This is a genomic window from Clostridium sp. chh4-2 (genome assembly GCF_002899675.1).
Classification (GTDB): Bacteria; Bacillota; Clostridia; order Lachnospirales; family Lachnospiraceae; genus CHH4-2.
In genome coordinates, this window is the sequence record NZ_PKUU01000018.1 from 73758 (window position 1) to 98832 (window position 25075).

Consider the following 25075-nt stretch of genomic DNA (forward strand, 5'->3'; position numbering starts at 1 on the left):
AGATTAAAATTGTGCATATTTTAAAATTGTTAAATATTTTACAAGATAAAATTAATGTAAAATGCTTAAAAATGAGGAAAAATAGTTTATTGAGTTATGCTAAATAACCAAATATAATAAAGACAGTTCAAACAACAGGGAAAAACAAGGAGGTTATTCTATGAAAAAGACTTTAGCGTTAACGATGGCAGCAGTTCTGGCAGCAGGAAGCCTGGCAGGATGCGGCGGCGGAAGCAAGGCGCCGGAAACAACGGCTGCTACTCAGGCGGAGACAAAGGCAGCGGCAGAAACCACGACGGCGGCGGGGACATCCGCTGAGACAAGCCAGGCAGCGGCTTCTGATCTGTCGGGAGATATTACCGTATTGGTTAACAATGCATTTACCAACTCCAATGATCCGGCTATCAACCGCGCGGCTGATGAATTTATGAAAATTAATCCAAATGTAAAGGTTACGATCGAAGGATTGAGCGGAAGCGAACTGATTTCCAAATATACCACATCGGCGATGGCAGGCGCAGGTCCTGACGTGGTTGCTCTGGATAACGCAGGATGGCCCATTGATTTAGCGGCAATGGGACTTATCATTCCTTTGGACGACAAGATCAAAGCAAGCGGTTATGATTATCTTCAGGGACCTTTAGATTCCGGTATGTATCAGGGACAGTATTATTCCGTACCATGGTATTTCAACAACACGGGTCTTTACTATAACAAGACGATTTTGGAGGACATCGGAGTTGCAAATCCTCCTGCTACATGGGAAGAACTGGAAGACTGCATTAAGAAAGCCACAGAAAAGGGATACGAAGGTCTGGCTACCAGACTTGACGGATATGCGATCTTTAACTTCTTCTTCCAGAACGACAACCCGGTAATCGATACAACCGGCGACAAACCGGTGGTTACGGTTAATAATGAAAGCGGTAAAGAAGCATTTAATTTCTACGCAGGTTTACATACCAAATACAAAGCGTTCCCGGAAAGCATGAAAGAAGCGACTAGCTGGGATAAAGCTTACACACCATTTGTACAGGGCAACTGCCTGTTCTTCATCTGCGGTGACTGGGCATACAAAAACATCGCAACCGGCAACCCGGATCTTCAGTTTGGTTTAGTACCAATGCCAAAGGGCAAAAAAGAAGCGGTCTGCTTAGGCGGATATAACCTGGCAATCAATGCAAACAGCAAGGCTCCTGACGCAGCCTGGGCATTTGTAGAGTATTTAACCGGTAAGGAAGGCGACTTCGTCCTGACCGAACAGGGACGTATTCCTGGAAGAACCGACGTTGATTATGCTCCGATCCTGGAAATCAACCCGGATTATCAGGTATTCATCGACGAAGCGGCATTCACAACACCAAGACCTCGTGTGGTAAACGCTGCATCGGTAGACGAAAAAGTTGTGGACGCATTTAAGAAGGTATTCTTCGATATGATGACACCGGATGAAGCTCTGGCTGAACTGGAAGCAGAACTGAATGCATTCGTAGAAGAAAACTACAACTAATCAATTGAACGAATAAGAAGTGAAGGTGGGGCTGCTGCAGATACCGGAAGGGTTTGCAGGCAGCCTCTCTGAAAAGAGGGGTGTCGATGAAAAACAAGAAAAATACAATGCCAAAAGAATACACGGTCAGGCATAACCTGAATGGGTATCTGTTGATTGCTCCTGCCGTGATCGCAATTATCGCGTTAAGCGTCTATCCTCTGCTCCGGGGTATTTTAATCAGTTTTTTAAATTATGATATGACCCGGGCCAACGATCCGCTGTTTGGTACATTTGCAGGGCTGAAAAACTATGCGGTGGTGTTTTCCAATGCAAAATACCGCCAGTCGGTAGGCAATTCCGTTATCTGGACCCTGGTAAACTTAGCGGCTCAGGTCAGTTTTGCCCTTATCGTAGCCCTTGTATTGAATGAAAAACTCAGGGGAAGGGCCATATTCAGAACCGTGGCTCTGCTTCCATGGGCCATACCGGCAGCCATCAGCGCTCTGACGTTCAGCGCATTATATGATACGAAAATCGGTATTTTCAATGTTATTCTGCTGAAATTCGGAATCATCGATAAGCCGGTGGCATGGCTTGGCAATGTGAGCACGGCGATGCCGTCCGTAATTGTGGCAAATATCTGGAAAAGCACGCCGTTTCTGATGATCTTTATCCTGGCAGCCCTTCAGGGAGTTTCCCATGATATGTACGAGAGCGCCAGCATTGACGGTGCGGGAAAACTCAAGAGATTCCTTTACATTACACTGCCGAATATTAAAGAACCCATGGCGGTGGCGGTAATTCTGAATGCGATCTCGATCTTTAATAACTTTAATGCAATCTGGCTGCTGACCCAGGGCGGACCTTTAGGCAGTACGGAAATTATGTATACTTATGCGTACCGCCAGGCGTTTGTGGACCATAAATTCGGCTATGCGGCGGCGGTTTCCGTGGTAATATTCATCGTAATTGCTATTTTGACCGTTATTTACGTTAAAATGATCGGCGCTGACAAAGATGATTAAAGCTTAGAACAAGGAGTGAAACTATGAAAAGGACGAAATTAGATTTAACTATATTATATATCTTGGCAGTGATCATAGTGGTAGTGGCAGCGGCTCCTTTTCTCTGGGTACTTTTTACCTCAGTGAAATCATCCGAGCAGATCTATGATGTCAGCCAGATCATACCGACTTATATTACATTTGACAACTTCAAACAGGTTCTGTTCCATTCCAATTTCGTCAGATATTTTTGGAACAGCGCTTATATATCCGTGATTGTAACAGCCATCTGTATGCTGCTTTCCATCGCGGCTGCTTACGGATTTTGCAGATACAAAATCTTTGGTTCTATCCAGATGAAGTTAGGAATCCTGTTCACGAAAATGTTTCCGGGCGTCTTGCTTTCGATTCCCTACTATGTTATCATGAAAAATATGGGACTCATCGATTCACATCTGGGTCTGATCATTATTAACTGTTCATTTGCGCTCCCGTTCGCGGTGTGGAACATGTGTACCTTCTTCACCCAGATTCCATGGGAGATCGAAGAATCCGCGCTGATTGACGGCTGCAACCGTTTTAACTCTTTCACAAAAGTTATTTTCCCAATTGCCAAACCAGGTATATCAGCCACCAGCCTTTATTGCTTCCTCTTGTCATGGGATGAGTTCATGTATGCCAATACATTTATCAATTCTACATTGAAGAAGACAATCCAGGTGGGAATCCGTGATTATGTGGGTGAATATTCGACCGAGTGGGGGCCTTTGATGGCTTCTGTTGTGCTCAGCCTGATCCCTGTACTGATCTTTTTCGTAATGGTTCAGGATAATCTGGTGGGCGGACTTTCTGCCGGAGCGGTAAAAGGATAGAAAGAAAAGGATAATCAGAATGAAAAACAAGGTATCGAAATTAAGTATTAAATCCAATATGATTCTGCTGATTGTATTGTATGTACTGATGCCCTTGTTTATCGCTCTGATTATCCTTTCTGTGTTGCTGCAGAAAAATATGTCCTCCAACATCCGGGAATCCTATCAGATGATGTTCCAGCAAAAGGCGGACAAGATTGACAATGTTATTGAAATCGCCAATTATTCCAGCAGCGCATTTATTACGGATGATAAAAACCTGGCTCTGCTCCGCACCATGTATGAAAGCGGAAATGCCTATGAGCGCAACCGGGCGCAGACCCAGCTGATCGGAGTGCTTCAAAAGGATCAGGTCAGCGTGCTGACCGGATTTTCCGGAGAAGTGTTTCTGCTCACGAAAAATGGAAAGCTTTTAAGCTCCAACGCTTCCTATGAGGTTCCCGACGAATATTATGATTCGGACTGGTATGAAGACGCCGTGGAATTCGGCCAGTTTCCCTATTGGGATATGGGAATCAACCGTTTTCTGGCAGAAGTGTTAAATGGAAAGGAAGACGCATTTACATTCGGAAGAATTGTACAGAAGTATAAAAATCAGAATCTGGGGCTTTTGCTGGTCAGGATTCCCCAAAAGGTCTTCTGGAATGATGTGAAGGAGCAGGGGTTCCGCAAAGGCAGCATGGTGATGATGTCTGAGGACGGCAGGATTCTCTCCGGCGTGGAAGCCCAGTCCCAGGCGGAACAGGCGCTTACGGTGCTTAGGGATATGAACCTGTCCGCTTTGAAAACCGACGAGTTTTTAGGAAGCAAGTACGCAGGCAGCTCCTACTGCATGGCCACCCGTCTGAGCTCCAACAATGCCATTCTTTTATATATGGGAGATTATGACCTGATCTTCGAACGGCCGCTTAAAATCAGCAAAACCACGATGTTTTTTATGGTTTTAATCACGATTGCGATCATGGCCAGCGTAATTAAAGTATCTAATTACATCACAAAGCCAATCAACAATCTGGTCAAGAACATGCAGTTTATCGAACAGAGCGATTCCCAGCTGAAGGCCGGAAAACACGGCTTCCGCGAGATTTTAGAGCTGGAAAACAGCTTCCGCAGGGCGCGTGAGAGAATCCAGAAGCTGATCGAAGATGTGAGAGCGGAGACGGAACAAAAGGAAAAAGCCTATTATGAGGCGCTTCAGGCCCAGATTAATCCCCATTTCCTGTTTAACACCTTAAATGCGATCCAGTGGAAAGCGGCCCTCAATGACGATACGGAAGTTTCCGGCATGCTGTCGGATTTGAGCGTGCTTTTATATGAAACTTATGACCACAGCAGTGAACTTGGAACCATCGGTCAGTCCATGGTGGTGCTGGACGCCTATGTTAAGATCATGAAGGTGAGATTCAGCGACAGGGTCAGCTTTTTCTATACGGTTCAGGATGGTCTGGAAGAATGCCTGATACCGAGATTCTGCCTTCAGCCGTTAGTCGAGAATTCCTTCCTTCACGGCATGACCCATGTGGAGGACGGGCTGATTGTGCTCCGGGTGGAACAGGTGGAAGACCACATCGAACTGACGCTGACGGATAATGGAAGAGGGGCGGAGAAGCAGACTCCGGATACGCTTCTGACCGCAGACCAGGTTCCGAAAAAATATAAGATTACCGGAATCGGCCTGTCCAATATCCACAAACGGGTGCAGGCGCTCTTCGGGGAAGGATATGGCCTGGAAATCGACCCGTCGGTGGAGATCGGATTCCGTATTACACTTAAAATTCCTAAGATCATGAAGGGGGAGACATAAGGATGGATGCACCAATGATTCGGACATTGATCGTGGAGGATGAGCTGCTGGCCCGGGCCGGGCTTCATTCTCTTGTGGAATGGGAAAAACTTGGATTTGTGCTGTTGGAAGATGCGAAGGACGGGCAGGAGGCATTGGACCGGATACACCAGTATCACCCGGATCTTCTTCTGTTGGATATCAATATCCCGATTATCTCCGGCCTGGAACTTCTTAAAATTATAAAGGATGAAAAATTAGAGATCAAGACGGTTGTGATCAGCTGTTACGATGATTTTGACACGGTGAAGATGGCGATGAAGCTGGGGGCCTTGGATTATGTGAGAAAATTCGGGCTCAGCAAGGAAGAGCTGACCAATACGCTGTCCAATATCGTGGATAACCCTCAGATCCGCCTGACCTTAAATGAGCGCAAATCGGCAGCTCAGGAAAGGCGGGAACTGAAAAAAGAGGTGCAGCAGGTACCGGAAGGCTTTGAGAGCGGAACCTGTATCTGCCTTTGCATGCTTTGGAAGCATACGGATGAAATGGCGGATTTAAAGATTGTGGAAACGATCTGCAGCCAGTTCTACCACGGGCTTGGGAAAGAGATCGATATCAAGATATTTGAAGGAAAGATTCTGCTGCTCAGAAAAGAAAAGGGCGTGAAACGGAGCGAGATCGAGACATTGTTAAAGCAGATCCGTCATTTCATCACATCGGAATGTTATGCCGGGATTACGTCTTATGATATCTCCGATATGTCGGATCATTTCTTCCTGAAAATGGTGAATACCATCGAGATCATCGGATTTTACGGGGCGTCGGACTGGATCGTGGAGATCGGACAGCCGGTGGAGATACAGACCTCTTATCCCTTCGATGTGAACCAATACTATGAACAGATTGATAAAGCCTTGTCGGTCATATCTTCGGCGCAGATCATGGATATTCTGGAGCAGATTTTTGACCGGATTTCAAGTTCTAAATATCTTTCCGTGAATCTGGTGAAAAAGCTGATGATTGAGCTGTTAAGCCGCTTTTCGGAACGGGCTTCCCAGTTAGGCGGCGCGGTGGAGGAACTGGTGGTGTTCGGAAGTTATAAACACTATCAGCAGATTGTCCATATCACCAATTTTGACGATATGAAGGAATGGTTTTTCCTGTTTGCAGAGGAGTTTGTCAGGAAGTTTGCTGCCAGACAGAAGAGTACGGATTCGGATTTGATTAAACAGGTGCTTCAATATATTGATGACAATCTGACTTCCGTAATCCAGCTCAACGAAGCGGCCCGGTATATCGGGGTATCAGAGCCTTATCTGAGTACCTACTTTAAAAAGACTATGGGGGAAAACTTCATTCCCTATGTGAACAGAAAAAAGATCGAAGCCGCAGAGCAGATGCTTTCAGAAGGAATGCTTGTATACCAGGTGTCGGATATCCTGGGATTTGAAAACAGCACGTATTTTTCCAAGCTGTTTAAAAAGATAAAGGGAATCACTCCGGAGCAATACCGGAAGGTTAACAATAAGGATTAAGAGAGGAACAGCGGATGAAATTGAATCAGCTGCGGTATTTTACCGCTGCCTGCAAATTGAATAATATCACAAAGGCCGCTCAGGAACTGCATATCTCCCAGCCTTCTGTTTCGGCTGCCATTAAAGAGCTGGAGGAGGAATTCGGGGTAACCTTAATGCACCGGATGAACAAGGGATTTGTGCTGACCCAGGAGGGAAAATATCTGTGGGACAGGGCGGAACAATTGTTAATGCAGGCGGATGCCCTCAGCCAGATGATGTGTGATATGGGCAGCATGCGCAATAAGATCAATTTGGGAGTTCCGCCCATGATCGGCACATTTTTATTTCCCGATATGTATACCGGATTTATGCGGGAATATCCGCAGATACGACTGAATTCCCTGGAAAGCGGGACCAAAGGACTGTTGGAAATGCTGGATAGGAATGAGCTGGATTTCGCCATCGTTCCCAGCAACCATTTATCGCCCAATGATTACTGCATGCTGGAATTGACGCGGACAGAGACGGTGTTCTGCGTATCCGTGGATCATCCGCTGGCAGGATGCGAAAGCGTTTCGGTGCCTATGATACAGGATGAGCCTCTTATTATGTTTAACGACGGCTTTTATCAGAATGAAGTGATTAAGATGAGATATGCGGCTTATGGGAAAACGCCGAATATCATTCATTATTCGGGGCAGTTTTATACGATTAAACAGTTTATCGCTAAGGGAATTATGGCTGGGTTTATGTTCCGGGATATTGCCTGTACGGTGCCGGAAATTGTGGGGATTGGGATGGATGATCCCATACTGATCAGGATCAGTTTGATTTGGAAGAAGAATCACCATATGTTTAGTGATTCGGCGAAGTTTTTAAAATATGCGAATGAGTTTGCGAAAAGAAATGATTGATGGGGAGTCGGTCATTTCTTTTTTTATATCATAGGATTCGGGTGCCAAAAGGTCTTGCCCCTGCAAATTGTCTGAATTGTTTGTCAGGGTTCGGAATTAAGGACTCCTAAGACTGTCGGATTTTGCTAAAAGCGAGACGAAAATGCAGAACTCGCTACGCTCAGACATGCTGTCATTTTCGTCTCAACGCAAAATCCGGCAGTCTAAGGATTCCTAAATTCCTGCACATGCAAACAATTCAGACAATTTGCAGGGGCAAGACCTTTTGACACCCGAATCATCATAGGGAAGTGCTCCTATGATATAAAAAAGCCTTCCGGGCAGGAACGCACTGCGGTGGTGAGGTATAATGTCGCTGAAGCGACCCGCCGCAGGCGGAGAATCCTGTAAGCAGGATTCTTTTTACATTTTGAGATAGGAAAAAGCTATTGAAAGATAGAAAAGAGATATTTTACATATGGATTGAATTCTTTTATTATTTAGATAGAGGATTAAGGCATTTCTGAAAATGCCTTGACGATCAATGTAAAAAAATGAGAGGAGAAGCGGCATGGAAACTTATAAAATTGCGGTAATCGCAGGGGACGGAATCGGACCGGAGGTCTTAGCGGAGGGAATTAAAGTATTAAAGACAGCATCTGAGCTGGACGGCAGTTTTTCTTTTGACTTCACTTATTTCCCATGGGGATGTGAGTATTATCTGAAAAACGGCCGCATGATGGCCGAGGACGGCTTAGAACAATTAAAGGAGTTCGACGCAATCTATCTTGGCGCAGTCGGATACCCGGGGGTGCCGGACCACATCTCCCTTTGGGATCTTTTACTGGTGATCCGAAAGAATTTCGACCAGTATGTGAATTTGAGACCCGTGACCCTGCTAAAAGGAGCTCCCTGCCCATTGAAGGATATAAATCGGGAAGACGTGGATATGATCTTTGTCCGCGAAAACAGCGAAGGGGAGTATGCAGGAAGCGGAAGCTGGCTGTTTAAGGGAAAACCCAATGAGGTAGTGATCCAGGACGGCGTGTTTTCCAGAGTGGGCTGTGAAAGAATCATACGATATGCCTACAATCTGGCGAGAGAGAAGAAGAAGAGCTTAACCAGCATCAGCAAAGGGAATGCATTAAACTATTCCATGGTGTTCTGGGATCAGATTTTTAAAGAGGTTGGAGAGGAATACCCGGATGTGGAAACCCATTCTTATCTGGTGGATGCGGCCAGCATGTTTATGGTGAAGGATCCCAAGCGGTTTGAAATCGTGGTGACTTCCAACCTGTTTGGAGATATATTAACGGATTTAGGAGCAGCGATTGCCGGCGGAATGGGGCTGGCGGCGGGAGCGAACCTGAATCCTGAACGAAAGTTCCCGTCCATGTTTGAGCCGATTCATGGTTCGGCTCCGGATATTGCAGGACAGGGCAAGGCGAATCCGCTGGCCTCTATCTGGGCGGCCAGCCAGATGCTCGATTTCTTCGGCCATGAGGACTGGGGGAAGAAAGTGCTGGATGTTATTGAAGAGGTGCTGGTTGAAAAACAGGTGCTGACGCCGGATTTGGGAGGAAATGCGACGACCGGCCAGGCCGGGGATCACGTGGTGGAAAAACTGCGCCGGAAAAAATAATGAGGAGGAGAAGGATATGATCGTATCGGCTTTAAAAATCCGTTCATTTCATGCGGGAGGGGCCCATGAAATCCGGCTGCCAAACGGAAACGTGATCTTAATTGATCCATTTTTCCGGGACAGTGAAAATGAGGAACACAACAGGGAAGAGATCAAACGGGTGGACTATATTCTGGTGACTCATACCCATTTTGACCATGAAATTGATCTCGGATATTTTGTGGAGAAATTCCGGCCAAAGGTATTTGCGGGGGCTTTATCGGCTATGGCTCTTATGAAATACCACCGGATTCCTTTTGATGATCTGTATCCGGTCTTTCCGGGGCAGAAATTTACGCTGGAAGATTTCACTCTCGAAGCGTGGCAGGCAAAGCACAATCCGTCAGGAGGCCGCATTTATTCGCCGGAGCAGGATATTGCAAAGAAGGAGCTTGGCATAGAGGGGCATTTTGAATGTGATACTATGGGCTCCATAGAATCTCTGGATTATTTGATTACGACAAACCAAAACTTCCGATGTCTGATGGCGTCGGGACAGACCGTATGGAGTGATTTGTTCGATATCAGCAGGGAAAAGCGGCCCAATGTGGTTTTACGGCAGGCCGGGGTGAGAAAATCAGGCGGCGACTTGTTCTCAGACGGACAGGTGGAGGCCGGAGAACTGGCCCAATTGTTCGTAAAATACGGCGCTCAGGTGGTGGTTCCATTTCATATGGATGTATTGTGCAGAAGATGGGGAAAAGAAAAGACCGCGGATTATTTTATGCAGGTGAAGGAAGAGATGGAAAAGCTGGAACCGGGATGTACGCTTTTATATCCTGAGGCGTGGAAATGGTACGGATTGGGGATTGGAATAACAGAAGAATAATTTATTATAGGGGGTTACAATGAGTCAATTAACGATATGTCTGATTATTTTTGCAGTTATGGTCATTGGATTCTGCAGTGGGAAATACAGTTTGGCAACGGTTTCTCTTATTTCCATGATGGCGCTGGTTCTGACCGGCTGTTTGGCGGCTAAGGATGGGCTGGCGTATTTTTCCAATAATAACGTTGTGATGATCGGCGGAATGTGTGTGGTGGCGGCCGGTTTCAATAGAACGCGTTTCTGCACCAATGTGGCGGATAGAATTTCCCATGTGGCAAAGGGGAATTTGAATAAGCTGATGTTTGGATATGTGCTAATCGGTATGCTGCTGAGCCAGTTTATCCAGAGCCCCGTTGTGGCTATGGGCATCGTTGCGCCCATGCTTATGGCTTCTGCGGAGAGCATGGGGATAAAATCCAGCAAGGTAATGTTTCCCTTAGGCGTGGTTACGGTTGTAACCTGCTGTACATTTCCGGTGGGAGCAGGAGCTACCGTGGCGGCTGAACTGAACGGTTATCTGGAAAGCTACGGCTATCTGGATCATATGGTTGGGATTTTCGATCCGATGATCGGACGTCTGCCGCTCCTGGTGATCTGTGTGATCTATTGCGCCTTTTTTGCCACGAAGCTGGCGCCGGATGAACCCATTCTGAAGCCGTCCTCTGTTTCTGCAAAAGCTGCGTCGAAAGAACCTTTGAAGCCGTTGCAGGAATATGCGGGGATCGTTATTTTCTTTGCAGACGCCCTTGCGCTGATGTTTGCGAAACAGCTTGGAATGGAGAACTGGGAAATTACTGTGATCGGGGCCTTGGCAATGGTCATGTTCGGCGTGTTAAAACCGCGGGAAGCCACAGCTTCCATCCCATTCAGCATGTTATTCCTGATCGTGGGCGCGCTGGCGATGTCAGGGGCGCTCAGCCAGACCGGGGCGGGAGAATTGATCGGCGGCCATATCGCCGGTATTGTGGATGCGGTGGGAGGCAACTCCTATATCATCGGCTTCATTTTCTTCGTCATCCCGTTTGCTTTAACACAGGTGATGCAGAACCGGGGGACGATGCTGATCTTTCATCCGATTGCAATTGCCACCTGCGCCTCCATTGGCGCCAACCCAGTTGGGCTGATGATATTGATCCAGGCCGCATGTTTATCCGCATTCATGACTCCGATGGCAACCGCAGCGATTCCCTATATGATGGAATGCGGCGGCTATGACCAGAAATCCATGTTTAAACAGTCCTGGATACTCTGCATCATCTGCTGCGTGGTATCCGTGGGATGGATCATGACTGTTTTTCCGCTGAAGTAGATTCAGGCCGCTTTTCATCCTGTTTTAACACGAGGGGGTCCCGGTGGAGCATCTTATCTATGTATTCCAGGATGTGAAAGGAAAACAGAAGACGTTCTCTTAAAAGATGGTCATCCAGGCTTTGGCCGATGATTTCTTCTATTTTATTAATTTTATAGAGCATGGTATTTCTGTGGATGAAAAGGTCCTTTGCCGTCTTTGCCGAATTTCGGTCATTGGTTAAGTAGAGGTATAAAACGTCCTTTAAATTATTGCCGTATTTCTTGTCATACCGTTCCAGGGCGATCAAAGCCGGATGGCACAGATAGATTAAGTTCTGGTTATGGTAAGTGTTGTAAAAGGAATCCGCACACAAGGAAACCATGTGGTAAATACTGTATTTTTCATACTGGAAGATCCGTTCTTCCTCTGACTGGCGAAACACCATGCCCAGAGGAAGGGCGGATTTTGTCTGTATATAGAGGGAATAAAGGGATATGAGGAATTTGGAATAATTTCCAATGGCCGCATATGCCTTGTAATTTTGAAGGATTCCGTTAAATTTTTCATAGTCGAATGTCAGAGTCTGCTGGTGGTGGGCTTTTTTTGTCAGGATAATGAGCTCCCGGTGGTAGACCGCCATGTTGCTGGACGGCAGAACCTGTTCTAACTGGTTGATGATAAAGTTCCAGGGGATATTTTCCTGAGTTTGCTCAAATGTGACCACAATGATATGATAATATTTCTGAAACGCCAGCGCGGGAATCATTTTTAACCTCTGTTCCAATTCCGCCGGGCTTGTGAGCCGCTGGTCCAAAAGGTCGGCGACTAAGGTGGAAAATTCATTTCCCACCCGGTAGCCCAATTGTTCGTTATGGATCATGTATTCCTCTATAAAGGAAACGAAGTCGGCCGATAAATCCGTGATAAAGGAATTGGGACGGTCGTTGGGCATGGTTACGGATACCCGGGCGGCCACCATGCCTTTGTAGCGGACCAGGCGGACAACCGTGTAATGCTTATCATAGGAAGAGATGTATTCCCGGTGTACGGAGTTGAAGCTGGTGTTTAATACGGTTTCTTTATGAATGGTCTGTATGGTTTCATAGCACAGATAATCGTTGGTATCCGCCTCGTGGAGACAAAAATCATAAAACTGGCGGATGTGGCTTTTGGCGATCACTTTATAGGCATTGTTCAGGATCAGGATGGGGTAGCGGAGCATTTCGTAACCCAAATCGGTTATGACCTTCAGATCCGCATTCTGTTTTACCGCCTGTGCCAGACGGGAAAGCCAATTCCTATAACCGCTTAAACTCTGGGATGTCCGGTTGTAGAGGTCGATAAAATCCAGAGCTAAGATAACCAGATTATAATCCCCCATAGGAAGGTCAGGCAGAGCCTGGCAGTCCTTACCTGCGGCACAGAGCAGGGTGACCGTTTCTGAAAAAGGGGCGTGATCCAAAGCCTGTAATATGGATTCGGGAGTGCCGATATAGATATTGCGGCAGTCCAGTTCCGTCTGTCCGTTGAGAAGCAGGATGTTTTGGACGGATTCCAGCGAGGAATGGGGAATGCTGGACAGCATAATATAAGGCGTTAGAGGATGCAGCAGAATCGATGTAGTCAGCATAACAGTTATTCCTTTCTAAGAAAATTGGCAGCTGTTCAGAGAGGGCATAGTTCCGCCCTATGAACAACTAAAAAGATTGTATAATATTTAACGAAAAACGAAAAAATGAGCGTCTGTCTCTTTTTATATCCTGATAAAAAGTAATGTGCAGATAATACATTTATTTTATTTTTCATATAAGCCGTTATTATGCAGTATAAATAGTAAGTTGGAAAAAATCAATGATTAATTAGAATATATCGATAAAATACGACTTTTTATCTGTATTTATTTAAAAACAATCGTCAGAAAATGATATGTGCACTGTGCACATAAACTCGAGGCGAAGTTTTGGGCGCAATGGATATGGTAAAATTGTTAAAAAATAGTTAAGCTAGAAAAAGAACGACGAAAGTTAACAGGCATTTGATTATAATCAGGAGGTGTTTATGTGAGTATCAGAAAAGAAGCTCTTGACAGCAAAGCTTTTCAGGCGTTAAAGGATATCTACGATAACCGGGAAAAGGTTTTGCTGAAACAGAAAGAAAACGGAAAAATCATTGTCGGCGAGCTGGGCTGTGACGTCCCTGACGAATTGCTGCTGGCCGCAGGGCTGTTTCCGGTTCATGTTTATGCAGATCCGAAAAAGCCTCTGGCGGAAACCGACAAATATCTGGAATATGCATTTGACCCCATTGTCAGAGCACAGTTTGAAAAGATTGTGGACGGAACCTACGGCGATCTGATTGATTACCTGGTAGTTTCCAACTCTACAGACGTAATCATCAGAATCTACCTCTATTTGAGGGAAATGCACCGCCAGGGAATCGGAAAGAACCTTCCTCCGGTAGAATTCATCGATTGGATGTTCACAAGAAACCGGATGCATCAGGTGAGAAATGAAGATACCATCCGTATATTCTGGAAAGCCGTAGAAAGCTGGGCAGGCAAAGAAATTACGGAAGAGGATGTTAAAAAGGCTGCGGCTGTCTGCAATGAAAACCGTCAGGCGCTCCGTGAGATGGCTAAGCTTCGTCACGACGAAGAAGTACATATTAACGGTTCGGAAGCCCTTGTTATCATCGGCGCGGCATTCTTTATGGACAGGGAAGAACATACAAAGCTTGTAAAAGAGGTGACGAAAGACGCTGCCAATTGGCCGGTGATTGACGGACCGAGAGTTTATTTTACAGGAAGCGGACAGGAAGATACCTCCTTCTATGATATGATCGAAGATACGGGCGCTGTGATCGTAAGCGAAGACCATGACTGGGGCGACCGTTACTTTGAGAGAGATTACAATATGGATTACAATCCGGTCAGAGCCATTGTGGACCGCTATATGCTCCGCGAATTCAGCTCGAAAAAGGCGTTTGTATCACAGAGAGTGGAAGCGTTAGACCGTGAGGTGGAGGCTTCAAAAGCTCAGGCAGTGATCTTTGCCACCAATAAATATGAAGAAGCTGCATCCTGGGATTATCCTTCCCAGAAACAGTCATTGGATGAAAAGGGAATCCCTGCTGCGTCCTTTGTACAGCTGCAGTATCCGATTGATAAAAACGAAGGTTTGAAAGAAAAAATTGCTGATTTTGTCAACAGCCTGAAAGGAGGGAATCAGTGATGTCAGAAGAGATGAAAAAACAACAGGACCCGCCTCGTGCGGTCAAAACCTTGAAGGCTACGGGCGCGGCCAGCGCTTATCAGAAAGAATGGTTCGCCGGCCTTAGGAAACGGGTGGAAAGCGGAGAAGATTTCGGATATTTAAATGCCGATGTTCCGATGGAAGTGTTAAGAGCCATGGATATCCCGTTTGTGGTAAACCAGTGGTGGGCTGCCATCTGCGCGGCAAAACGTAAAGCGCCTAAGTATTACGGATTATTAAGAGATGCAGGATACAGGGACGATCTTTGCTCCTATTGCGCTACTGCATTTGCAGAGAGCATGGACCCTGAAGATAAGGAAAGCGGACCATGGGGAGGTCTTCCGGACCCAACCATCGCCATCACCCGTTTGACCTGCGACTGCCAGGGAAAGATCTTCCAGCTGTTCGCGAAAAACCACGGCGCTGATTTCTATGCGATGGAAAATACGGTTCCAAGAAAGGTTCCGTTAAACTGGTGGGATCTGGCACAAAATGACTGGGAAGAATTGTACGATACGGAACGTCTCGACACTGCGGTAGAAGAATTAAAAGAGCTGATCCGCTACCTGGAGATGAAAACAGGAAAGATGTTCGATATCAATAAACTGGAAGAGGTCATGAACCTGATCAATGAACAGGAAGAATGGTATACGAAAATCCGCGATCTGATCGCAGAAACAAGTCCTGCTCCTGTAACCGTGGTGGATACCATCAATGCAGTAATGCAGGCGCAGTGGCAGCGCGGTACCAGATGGGCTGCTGACCATGCGAAGAGCATGTATGAAGAGATAAAGGCCATGGTGGATGAAGGCCATACGGCTGTTCCCAATGAAAAATACCGCTTGATGTGGCTGGGAAGAGGACTTTGGCATGATTTCGCATTCTATCAGAATTTTGAGAAGAAATACGGAGCCGCTTTTGTATGGAGCATGTATTTAGCCATGGGAGCCGACGCATACCGCCGCTATCATGTGGAAGAAGATCCGTTAAGGGCTTTAGCTGCAAGATATATCGGAATGGAAGATTTCCTTCATATGCCTCCGTGGAATGCACAGTGGTTCTTAAAAGAAGCGAAGCATAACAAGATAGACGGAGTCGTTTACATGGTTCCCGAAAACTGTATGCAGGCGGTGGAAGGTTCTTACTTCATTCAGAAAACATTGGAAGATGCCGGTATTCCGGTATTGATTTTCAAAGCCGATCCGGTGGATGCGAGAAAATGGAATCGGGACACCATGACCGGGCTGGTAGAAGATTTTATTGAAAACAGAATCATTAATAAAGGAGGAAAATAAATCATGGCAGGTGTAGGACCATTAACAGGCTACAAAGTTTTAGACCTGACCCAGTTTGAATCAGGAACCGTATGTACGGAGACATTGGCTTGGCTGGGAGCGGAAGTTCTGAAAGTGGAGCGTCCGGTAAAAGGCGAGCTGGGGAGATATTCCGTGGCGGAACCGGATAAGGATTCAGTTGGGTTTGTGGTAATGAACATGAATAAACGTTCCATTACCTGTAACTTAAAATCCCCGGAAGGCATTGCGTTAATCAAGAAGCTGTTAAAAGAAGTGGATGTGCTGGTAGAAAACATGGGACCTGGTTCCATTGACAAACTGGGCCTTAGCTATGAAGACTGCAAAGCGGTAAATGACAAGATCATCTATGCGCAGATCAAAGGATTCGGTATGGACGGCCCATATGCGGAATATCCTGCATTTAACCCGATTGCAACAGCTACAGGATGTATGGTAGCCGTTACCGGACAGCCGGGTGAAGAGCCTGTCCAGTCAGGTATCAGCGTGGCGGATTCCGGTTCCGGATATATGTGCGCCCTTTCCATCATTGCAGCGCTGCTTCAGAGAGAAAAACAGGGCATCGGCCAGAAGATTGAAGTGGCGATGCAGGAAGTTATGATCGGTTTTTCACGTTCCAACTGGGAACCGTATTACCGTCAGGGCAAGCCGCCTAAACGTGTAGGAAACGGTATGCCGTTAGAGGATGTGGCTCCGGCAGGAATGTATCCGTGTAAGCCGTTTGGACCAAATGACTACGTACATATCTATTGCTCCAGACATCCGGGCAGCAAGCAGTTTGACAACCTCTGCAAAGTGATCGGCAGAGAAGACCTTCTGGAAGACGAGAGAATGGCTACGCCTACTTCCCGCTACCAGCACCGTGACGTTTTAAATCCGATTATTTCAGAGTGGACCGGACAGCATACGAAACAGGAAGCTATGGACATTATGTGCAAAGCCGACATTCCATGCGGTGCTGTTCTGGACTGTGACGACATTACAAAAGATCCATATTACAGAAGACGCGGCGTGATGCTGGAAGTAGAACATCCGGAGCGTGGCAATCTGATTATTCCTGGATTTGCACCGAGAATGAGTGAAAATCATGTGGAATATAAAGTTTCACCTGCACTGGGCGAGGCGAATGAAGAAGTTTATAAAGACCTGTTAGGCGTATCGGCAGAAGAACTGGAAGAGTTAAAAGCTAAAAAAGTGATCTAACAGTCAGGTACACATAAGTACTATAAAAGGGGGATATTTTATGGTAACAGCAGTTGGTTTTATAATGATGGCGATCGTGGTTTTCCTGTTGCTGAAAGGAAAGATCACACTGGCTCCAATTTTCGTAGTAATACCGGTTATTGCAGCTTTAATTTTAGGTTTCAGTTTAAATGACATCAATAAATTTATCGGTGACGGCTTATCGTCAGTGCTCAATACCGCCGCGCTTTTCGCATTTGCGGTTATGTATTTCAGCTTCCTGAACGATGTCGGCATGTTCGATGTAATCGTTAAAAAAGTTATGAAATACCTTGGAAACAAGGTTGAGATCGTTTTGCTCATGACAGTAATCGTTGCATGTATTTCTCATCTGGACGGTTCCGGTGCGACTACCATGCTGATTACGATTCCTACCATGCTGCCGATCTGCAAAAAGATGAAGATCCGCCCGGTTGCAATGCTGTTAATGGCAGTTGCGGCATCCGGCGCCATGAACATGACACCTTGGTGTTCATCCGTACTTCGTCTTACCTCAGCAACCGGTGTTGATCCTCAGGAATTATGGAGATTCATCCTTCCGCTGCAGGTATTCTGTATCGTTATGTCCTTCATCCTTCCGTTCCTGGTTGCCAAAGTAGAGCGCAAGAACGGCGCAGGCATGACGGACGCAGAGTTCACAGAACTGAAAAAGACCATCGACGAGCCGGCTAAAATATCAGTCAGCAAAGGCGTTATCGCGTTTGATATGATTCTTACATTAGTGATCCTCGGCTTGATGCTGGCAGGCGTATTAAAATCCAATCTCGGATTCATGCTGGCATTCGCAATTGCCCTTGTAGTAAACTATCCAAACGTAAAAGAACAGACTGCCAAGATCAAACAGTACGGCGGAACTGCTCTTAACATGGTAGTTATCATTTTTGCAATCGGTGTTTTAGTAGGTATTATGAAAGGAACCGGTATGATTGACGGCATGGCTAATGCATGTCTGGCTCTGCTGCCTGACAGCATGGGTTCCCATCTGACATTTATTATTTCACTGCTGTCCGTTCCGTTATCCATGTTCTTAGGAAGCGATACCGTATATCTGGTATTAGCTCCTGTACTTGCAACTGTAATTACAACCGTAGGCGGTTCTCTGATGGCTCTCTGCGCATCCCTGTTAGTGGGCGCATGTCTGTCCGCAGGTATCTGTCTGATCGGACCGTCTCCATATCTGGCGCTGGGCCTTGCCGGTGTTGAGATGGGAGAAGCTTTAAAATATTGTTTCAAATGGATCTTCGGTATGAGTGTCCTGGCAACTATCTTTGCGGGCATTCTGGGAATTGTTCCATTCTAAAGTACTATATAGGTTCACTTGGGACGAAGGCAGAATTGATACCTTCGTCCTTTGTGAATTATAAGGGAAAATTAAAAAATGATTGGGAGGGATTTATATGGAATCATACCCATTTGACAGGGAGAAGGAACTGGCTTCAAGGGGGACTTACCTTTATGGTTTAAGAAATGAAACAGTTACCAGATATACGACCCCGATTACGCCTAAGGAAAACATGATCCGGATTCTGAGCCGGAAGCGTCCCCTTTGGCTGGAAAGCGATATTAACACCATTCATCCGAAGCTAGTAAAGGACAACATTGCCAGAGGACTGGTAAATGAGGTGGAGCCGTTTGATATCAGCCAGGCCGGAGGAGAGGACTGGTTTGGGATTCATTGGATTTACGACAGCCTGACCCGGGGGTCTATGGTAAAGCCCGGAGCCCCGAAAATTCCGGATATCACGGAATGGGAAAAATATCTGGAATTTCCCGATTTAGACAGTCTTAACTGGGAAGAAGAAGGGGCGAAAAACGAATGCCTGCAGGACCCGGAACGCCTGACGGGCACTACAATTTTTACCGGCTTGTTTGAGCGTCTGATCTCATTTTGCGACTTTGAAAATGCGGCGGTTGCCCTGATCGATCCGGACGAGCAGGAGAGCGTACACCGGCTGTTTGACCGGCTGGCCCTGTTCTACGACCGGTTAATTGATAAACTGCATACATATTTCCATGTGGAACATATCACTTTCCACGATGACTGGGGCTCTCAAAGAAGCGCATTTTATTCAAGGGAATTGTGTGAGGAAATGCTTCTTCCCTACATGAAGCGCATCGTGGATTCCTGCCATAAGAGAGGAATTTGGTTTAATTTCCATAGCTGCGGCAAGATAGAAACTCTGGTTCCTGTTATGATCGAGGCCGGAATGGACAGCTGGGGAGGCCAGGAGATCAATGATAAATGGGCTCTGTATAAAAAATACGGTGATAAAATGATTTTTACCATCGATGATAAGCTGCCTGCGTCCATGACGAAAGAGGAAGTGGAAACATGGGTGGACAACTGTTTAGCCCGCCTTGATCCCGATAAAAATATGCTGTTCGCAGCCAACAGACACCCCGCTCTGAGGGAAATATTATATTGTAAATCCAGGGAGTTTTATTGGGAACATAGAAAGGAGGAAGTATGAAAAAGGATTTTGTAATGCTGGCCGGAGGCGACACCATATTAGGCGCCAACCCGGAATATTATTTCAAAAGCATCGATCCTGTCCTTAAAAGCGGAGATCTGGTGCTGACACAGTTGGAAGTGCCCTACAGCGACGATGCGCCGGAGCTTGAGGATCTGGACCGGGAACGGAAAAACCTGGAGCCGCTGTTATCCAGATTTGACCTGGTTACCATGGCCGGAAACCACATTTATGATGCGGGAGAAAAGGGAGTAAGAGATACTCTGGAATGGCTGGACGAAAAGGGAATGCCTCATGTGGGAGGCGGCATGAACCTGGAAGAGGCGAAAAAACCGCTGATCATGGAAAAGGATGGAATCCGATTTGGCTTTTTAAACTATAACTGTGTGGGCGGCGCTCCTCAGTTTGCCGGAAAAGACAAGGCGGGCAGCGCTCCCCTCGAAATTATCACCCATTACGATCTGGAACAGGTAGCCAACCCGGGAGGCCCTCCCGAAAAGATCTATACGTTTCCCAAATGGAGCGCGCTTGAGGAAATGGCAGGACAGATAAAGAAATTAAAGGCGGAATGCGATATTGTCTCCGTATATTTCCATAAAGGACTTGTGCATAAACCGGTGAAGCTGGCGGATTATGAGCGGGTGGTATCCTATGCGGCGATCGAGAGCGGAGCTGACGTGGTATTTGGAGGCCATTCCCATATCATGCATGGAATTGAGGTTTACAAAGGAAAGACCATTTACCACGGTCTCTGCAACCTGATCGCCTGGGTTCCCTCCCTTGGCCCTCATTGGAAGCGGAAAAGCGGAAAGGCCACAGCGGTATTTGACCCGGAAGCATGGGCGAGAACGAGAATGGAGCGGTTTGGCTTCGTTCCGCTGATGGACTACCCGACCTATCCGTTTCACCCGGAATCCATCTATTCTCTGATCGCAAAATGCGTGATCCGGGATAAAAAGATCGTGGAAACCAGATTTATCCCGATGATTGTTAATAAAGAGGGCGTGCCTGAAGTGGTAAGCCGGGAAAGCGGCGGACAGGAAGTTCTGGACTATATGATAAAGATCACAAAAGGCGCAGGGCTCAATGGAACCTTTGAATGGGACGGAGATGAGGTTGTGATTTCCGGTTCCTGATCATGGGAAAAGCCATGGCGGAAAGGATGAAGGATGGAAAAGAAGATCAGCATTTATGCGGTGGGAGATCTGATCCTGGATGAGCCGGGACCGATGGAGCCGTATTTTGAATTATGCAAAGGAGAACTTCAAAAGGCGGATGTGATGATTGGACATGTGGAAGTTCCCCATACAGACCGTTATCTGCCTTCCTGTATTGATATCCAGGCGCCTCCGTCCAAGCCGGAGCATCTGGAGGTGCTTTCAAAACTCGGATTTGATATTGCCACTGTGGCGGGAAATCATCTTTATGATTGCGGCCCATACGGCGTGGTGGATACCGTGGAAAAACTGCAGAGCCTTGGAATCCGGACAGCAGGAGGCGGAGCCGATCTCTATAAAGCCAGAAAACCTGCCGTTATCGAAAAAGAGGGGGTACGCATCGGGGTTCTCAGCTTCAATGCGGCCGGCCCAAAGCTGGGCTGGGCCACGTCCATTAAGCCGGGCGCTTCCTACATTGATGTGGAAACCTCTTATCAGCCGGTTATGGATATGCCCCATTCCCCCTGCCGGATCTATTCCTATATGACGCCGGACGGGGAACGCATACTCCGGGAAGAAATAAAGAAATATAAAAAGGAATGCGATATCCTGATCGCCGCATTCCATAAAGGCCAGGCGGGAAAAGGCCCTAATCCGGGATGGCTCTGCAGCTACGAGGTGCCGATGGCTCATGCAGCCGTGGACGCCGGGGCGGATATTGTAATCGGACATCATCACCATATGCTGAAGGGAATCGAATTTTATAAAGGAAAACCGATTTTTCACGGTTTGGGAAATTTTGTGACGGTCACCTATGCGATGACACCCGGATATAATGAAACCGACGAGATGAAAGCCTATATGGAACGCCGTGTGCGTGAAGGCCGGGGCCGGGCTTCCTATGATCCTCCTTATTATCCATGGGGCCCGGAGACCAGGCTGACGATGATCGCCAGCTTCTCGGCAGGAAAAGACGGGATTGTGGATGTGGGATTTATTCCATGCAAAATTAATGACCGTGGATGCGTAGAGGTCTATGACCGGGACAACGGAGGAGAGGAAATTCTAAAGTTTGTTCAAAATTTGACAAATGATATGGACTTTAATACCGGATTTACTTGGTCAGAGGATGGTAAGAGCGTATTGGTATATCCGGTTTAAGAGCGGAAGGACAGTTCTCAGCTGTCTGCACGGGACGTCGGAAAATTCGCCGGATTTGATGCGAAACCTGAAAAATACGGAAAAAAAGAGAAAATAGGTACAAAAAGGGGCAGGAGGCCGGCGGGCTTTCCGTCCCTTTTTGCACCTGCTTTTTCTTTTGCGTATTTTTCCTGCTGATAATGATTAAAAATTGATAAAAATTTCTCAATAAAACTTGACTTAAATAGTACAGTATTATAGAATATAGGTAAAGGAAGGTGCAGTGATGCTGTTTACGAGAGAGTGCGATTACGCTGTCCGCATAGTCCGGGCATTATCCCATGGTGGAGTTGTCAGTGTCCAGGAAATTTGCGCACAGGAAGATATTACCGTTTCCATTACTTATAAAATCACAAGAAAACTGGAAAAAGCCGGAGTGATCGAGAGCCACCGGGGAGCTAACGGCGGATATTCATTGAAAAAGCCGGCCGGGGAACTCACCTTATACGATGTTCTCACAGTGATTGATCCGGATCTTTTGATTACGGAATGTACGGGCGCATCTTATTCCTGTTCCAGGAATACGGGAAAGCATCCTTGTCTGGTTCACGGAGAGTTCAGCAGACTTCAGAATCTGCTTGTCCGGGAACTGCGATCAAAGCCGCTGTCTGAACTATTTATTACGTAACAGTTACTTTATATCATGAACAAAAGTACGTATCATGCGTACTTTAAATTTTAAATTAATCTGTACTAAAATAGTGCAGTATAAAAACAAGGAGGTATTTTAATTATGAATCAATGTTTTGGATGTAATACCTGTAAAAGTGCGGATCAGCCGCTGGAGAATTTTATCCGTTCTCTGCCTATGGAAACTTCCCATCACAGAGTACATACCCAGGAGACGAAATGCAACTTCGGACTTCAGGGAGTCTGCTGCCGCCTGTGTTCCAACGGTCCCTGCCGGATTACGCCTGAAGCGCCGAGGGGGATTTGCGGCGCAAACGCCGACACGATTGTGACCCGCAATTTCCTGCGCGCGGTGGCAGCAGGTTCAGGCTGCTACATTCACATTGTGGAAAATACCGCATTGAACTTAAAACACACTGCCGAGATAAAAGGGGAATTAAAAGGACTTCATGCATTAGACCGTCTCTGCAAGATTTTCGGGATCGAAGAGGAGGACGTCTATAAAAAAGCCGAACTGGTAGCCGATGCCGTATTGGCCGACCTCTATAAACCGGAATATGTGAAAATGGACCTGGTCGAAAAAGTGGCTTACAGGCCTCGAGTAGAACGCTGGAAAGAGCTTGGCATCATGCCTGGCGGAGCCAAATCGGAAGTATTCAAAGGCGTCGTTAAATGCTCAACCAACTTGAATTCCGATCCGGTGGATATGCTGGTGGACTGCCTCCGCCTCGGTATCTCAACCGGAGTTTACGGCCTTACGCTGACAAACCTTTTAAACGACGTGCTGTTAGGAGAACCGGAACTCCGTCTGGCTCCGGTAGGCCTTAGAGTAATCGATCCCGATTACATTAATGTGATGATCACAGGCCATCAGCATACCATGTTCGTGGATTTACAGGAACGCCTGACAAAGCCGGATGCGGTGAAAAAAGCCAATGAGGCGGGAGCGAAAGGCTTTAAGCTGGTTGGCTGTACCTGCGTCGGACAGGATTTACAGCTGCGCGGCAGCCATTATACGGATATCTTTGACGGCCACGCAGGCAATAACTACACCAGCGAAGCGATTCTGGCCACAGGCGGAATTGACGCCGTGTTATCTGAATTTAACTGCACGCTTCCAGGAATCGAGCCGATCTGTGATGAGCTGAAGATCAAACAGATCTGTCTGGACAGCGTGGCGAAAAAAGCAAATGCCGAGATGATGGAATTTGACTTCTCAAAGAGAGAGGAACAGAGTGGCATCATCATTGATAAGATAGTGGCGGCCTACAAAGAGCGCCGCGGACAGGTGCCCCTTAACCTGATGCCGGAACACGGCAACAGCAACACCCTGACAGGCGTCAGCGAAGGCTCTTTAAAAGAGTTCTTAGGCGGAAGCTGGAAACCGCTGATCGATCTGATCGTGGCAGGCGAGATCAAGGGAATCGCCGGAGTGGTAGGCTGCTCCAATCTGACCGCAGGCGGTCATGACGTGCTCACCGTAGAACTGACAAAAGAGCTGATTGCCAGAGATATCATCGTGCTGACCGCCGGATGTTCTTCAGGCGGAATCGAAAATTGCGGATTGATGACGCCGGAAGCGGCGGCTCTTGCCGGACCTAAGTTAAGAGCAGTCTGTGAAAAACTGGGCATTCCGCCGGTACTCAACTTTGGTCCATGTCTGGCCATCGGAAGGCTGGAAATCGTTGCGACAGAGATTGCGGAGGAATTGGGCGTCGATCTGCCTAAGCTGCCGTTAGTGCTTTCAGCAGCACAGTGGCTGGAAGAACAGGCATTGGCCGACGGCGCATTTGGTCTGGCATTGGGATTACCGCTTCATCTGGGCCTGCCTCCATTTGTAACGGGAAGCAAAGTTGCGGTTCAGGTGCTGACAGAAGATATGAAACAGCTGACCGGCGGTCAGGTAATCATCAACTCAGACGCTAAGGACAGTGCCGACATCCTGGAAAAGATCATTCTGGAAAAACGCTCTGCTTTACAGATATAGGAGGCGCGGCTTATGAAGAGGATCATGATTGATTATTCAAAATGCGACGGATGCAAGAATTGTACGGTGGCCTGTATGCAGGCTCACCGTCCGGATCAGGGCACCGCTTATGATCTGGATCTTACGGATATCAGAAATGAGTCCAGAAACCATATTGTAGCGTCGAAAGACGGCACATATAAACCGATTTTCTGCCGCCACTGCGACCAGCCGGAATGCGTGATGTCCTGCATGAGCGGAGCCCTGGCAAAAGACCCGGAGAGCGGCCATGTATTCTATGACGAAAAGAAATGCGGTTCCTGCTTCATGTGCGTGATGAACTGTCCTTACGGCGTATTAAAACCGGATACGGCAACCCGCACCAAAGTGATCAAATGCGATTTCTGCAAGGATCAGGGCGGAGAGCCAAGCTGTGTTAAATCCTGTCCGAAAAAAGCAATTTATGTAGAGGAGGTATAA

The 25075-nt window shown here is 46.9% G+C and carries 20 protein-coding genes; 19 read left to right on the forward strand and 1 reads right to left on the reverse strand.

The window, feature by feature from the left end; genetic code table 11:
* Positions 1 to 160: 160 nt before the first annotated feature.
* The 9 genes from C0033_RS17930 (at position 161) to C0033_RS17970 (ending at position 11383) form a co-directional block, all read left to right on the forward strand.
* Positions 161 to 1510 (forward strand): sugar ABC transporter substrate-binding protein, encoded by a 1350-nt coding sequence (locus C0033_RS17930; RefSeq protein ID WP_103229276.1) that lies wholly within the window; start codon positions 161 to 163, stop codon positions 1508 to 1510.
* An 86-nt stretch (positions 1511 to 1596) separates the two neighbouring features.
* Positions 1597 to 2517, forward strand: a complete 921-nt coding sequence (locus tag C0033_RS17935; RefSeq protein ID WP_242984541.1) for a sugar ABC transporter permease — start codon at positions 1597 to 1599, stop codon at positions 2515 to 2517.
* A gap of 68 nt (positions 2518 to 2585) precedes the next feature.
* The gene (locus C0033_RS17940; RefSeq protein ID WP_242984543.1) at positions 2586 to 3368 is read left to right on the forward strand and encodes a carbohydrate ABC transporter permease; all 783 of its coding nucleotides are present in this window, start codon (positions 2586 to 2588) and stop codon (positions 3366 to 3368) included.
* Between the two features lie 19 nt (positions 3369 to 3387).
* Complete coding sequence (locus C0033_RS17945; protein WP_103229278.1) at positions 3388 to 5172, forward strand: sensor histidine kinase; 1785 nt, start codon at positions 3388 to 3390, stop codon at positions 5170 to 5172.
* A 2-nt stretch (positions 5173 to 5174) separates the two neighbouring features.
* A complete protein-coding gene (locus C0033_RS17950) occupies positions 5175 to 6689 on the forward strand; it encodes a response regulator (protein WP_103229279.1) in 1515 nt (504 codons plus the stop codon).
* A 14-nt stretch (positions 6690 to 6703) separates the two neighbouring features.
* The gene (locus C0033_RS17955) at positions 6704 to 7585 is read left to right on the forward strand and encodes a LysR family transcriptional regulator (RefSeq protein ID WP_103229280.1); all 882 of its coding nucleotides are present in this window, start codon (positions 6704 to 6706) and stop codon (positions 7583 to 7585) included.
* Positions 7586 to 8135: 550 nt separating this feature from the next.
* The gene (locus C0033_RS17960) at positions 8136 to 9206 is read left to right on the forward strand and encodes a tartrate dehydrogenase (RefSeq protein WP_103229281.1); all 1071 of its coding nucleotides are present in this window, start codon (positions 8136 to 8138) and stop codon (positions 9204 to 9206) included.
* 16 nt (positions 9207 to 9222) lie between these two features.
* Complete coding sequence (locus tag C0033_RS17965) at positions 9223 to 10074, forward strand: MBL fold metallo-hydrolase (RefSeq protein WP_180994799.1); 852 nt, start codon at positions 9223 to 9225, stop codon at positions 10072 to 10074.
* Positions 10075 to 10093: 19 nt separating this feature from the next.
* Entirely contained in the window at positions 10094 to 11383 is a 1290-nt protein-coding gene (locus C0033_RS17970) for an SLC13 family permease (RefSeq protein WP_103229283.1), read from the forward strand.
* Here the strand turns inward: C0033_RS17970 and C0033_RS17975 are convergent.
* Positions 11358 to 12995 carry a helix-turn-helix domain-containing protein gene (locus C0033_RS17975; RefSeq protein WP_103229284.1) on the reverse strand — a complete coding sequence of 546 codons (1638 nt, stop codon included), beginning with the start codon at positions 12993 to 12995 and terminating at the stop codon, positions 11358 to 11360. The genes C0033_RS17970 and C0033_RS17975 overlap by 26 nt on opposite strands.
* Positions 12996 to 13425: 430 nt before the next feature.
* Here C0033_RS17975 and C0033_RS17980 point away from each other — a divergent pair, with 430 nt between their 5' ends.
* From C0033_RS17980 to C0033_RS18025, 10 genes are all read left to right on the forward strand, one after another.
* Positions 13426 to 14595 (forward strand): 2-hydroxyacyl-CoA dehydratase family protein, encoded by a 1170-nt coding sequence (locus tag C0033_RS17980; RefSeq protein WP_103229285.1) that lies wholly within the window; start codon positions 13426 to 13428, stop codon positions 14593 to 14595.
* Positions 14595 to 15911 carry a 2-hydroxyacyl-CoA dehydratase family protein gene (locus tag C0033_RS17985; RefSeq protein WP_103229286.1) on the forward strand — a complete coding sequence of 439 codons (1317 nt, stop codon included), beginning with the start codon at positions 14595 to 14597 and terminating at the stop codon, positions 15909 to 15911. Before C0033_RS17980 ends, C0033_RS17985 begins: the two co-directional genes overlap by 1 nt.
* Before the next feature lie 3 nt (positions 15912 to 15914).
* On the forward strand, positions 15915 to 17132 hold the full coding sequence (locus C0033_RS17990; protein ID WP_103229287.1) for a CaiB/BaiF CoA-transferase family protein: 1218 nt from the start codon (positions 15915 to 15917) through the stop codon (positions 17130 to 17132).
* A 13-nt stretch (positions 17133 to 17145) separates the two neighbouring features.
* The gene (locus C0033_RS17995) at positions 17146 to 18471 is read left to right on the forward strand and encodes an SLC13 family permease (RefSeq protein ID WP_347501186.1); all 1326 of its coding nucleotides are present in this window, start codon (positions 17146 to 17148) and stop codon (positions 18469 to 18471) included.
* A 97-nt stretch (positions 18472 to 18568) separates the two neighbouring features.
* Positions 18569 to 19642 (forward strand): uroporphyrinogen decarboxylase family protein, encoded by a 1074-nt coding sequence (locus C0033_RS18000; protein ID WP_103229289.1) that lies wholly within the window; start codon positions 18569 to 18571, stop codon positions 19640 to 19642.
* Positions 19639 to 20778: a CapA family protein gene (locus C0033_RS18005; protein ID WP_103229290.1), complete on the forward strand. Its 1140-nt coding sequence runs from the start codon at positions 19639 to 19641 to the stop codon at positions 20776 to 20778. The genes C0033_RS18000 and C0033_RS18005 overlap by 4 nt, the downstream gene beginning before the upstream one ends.
* A gap of 33 nt (positions 20779 to 20811) precedes the next feature.
* The gene (locus tag C0033_RS18010) at positions 20812 to 21960 is read left to right on the forward strand and encodes a CapA family protein (RefSeq protein ID WP_103229291.1); all 1149 of its coding nucleotides are present in this window, start codon (positions 20812 to 20814) and stop codon (positions 21958 to 21960) included.
* Positions 21961 to 22225: 265 nt separating this feature from the next.
* Positions 22226 to 22627 carry an Rrf2 family transcriptional regulator gene (locus C0033_RS18015; RefSeq protein ID WP_103229292.1) on the forward strand — a complete coding sequence of 134 codons (402 nt, stop codon included), beginning with the start codon at positions 22226 to 22228 and terminating at the stop codon, positions 22625 to 22627.
* 105 nt (positions 22628 to 22732) lie between these two features.
* Complete coding sequence (cooS, locus tag C0033_RS18020) at positions 22733 to 24616, forward strand: anaerobic carbon-monoxide dehydrogenase catalytic subunit (protein WP_103229293.1); 1884 nt, start codon at positions 22733 to 22735, stop codon at positions 24614 to 24616.
* A gap of 12 nt (positions 24617 to 24628) precedes the next feature.
* On the forward strand, positions 24629 to 25075 hold the full coding sequence (locus C0033_RS18025) for a 4Fe-4S dicluster domain-containing protein (protein WP_103229294.1): 447 nt from the start codon (positions 24629 to 24631) through the stop codon (positions 25073 to 25075).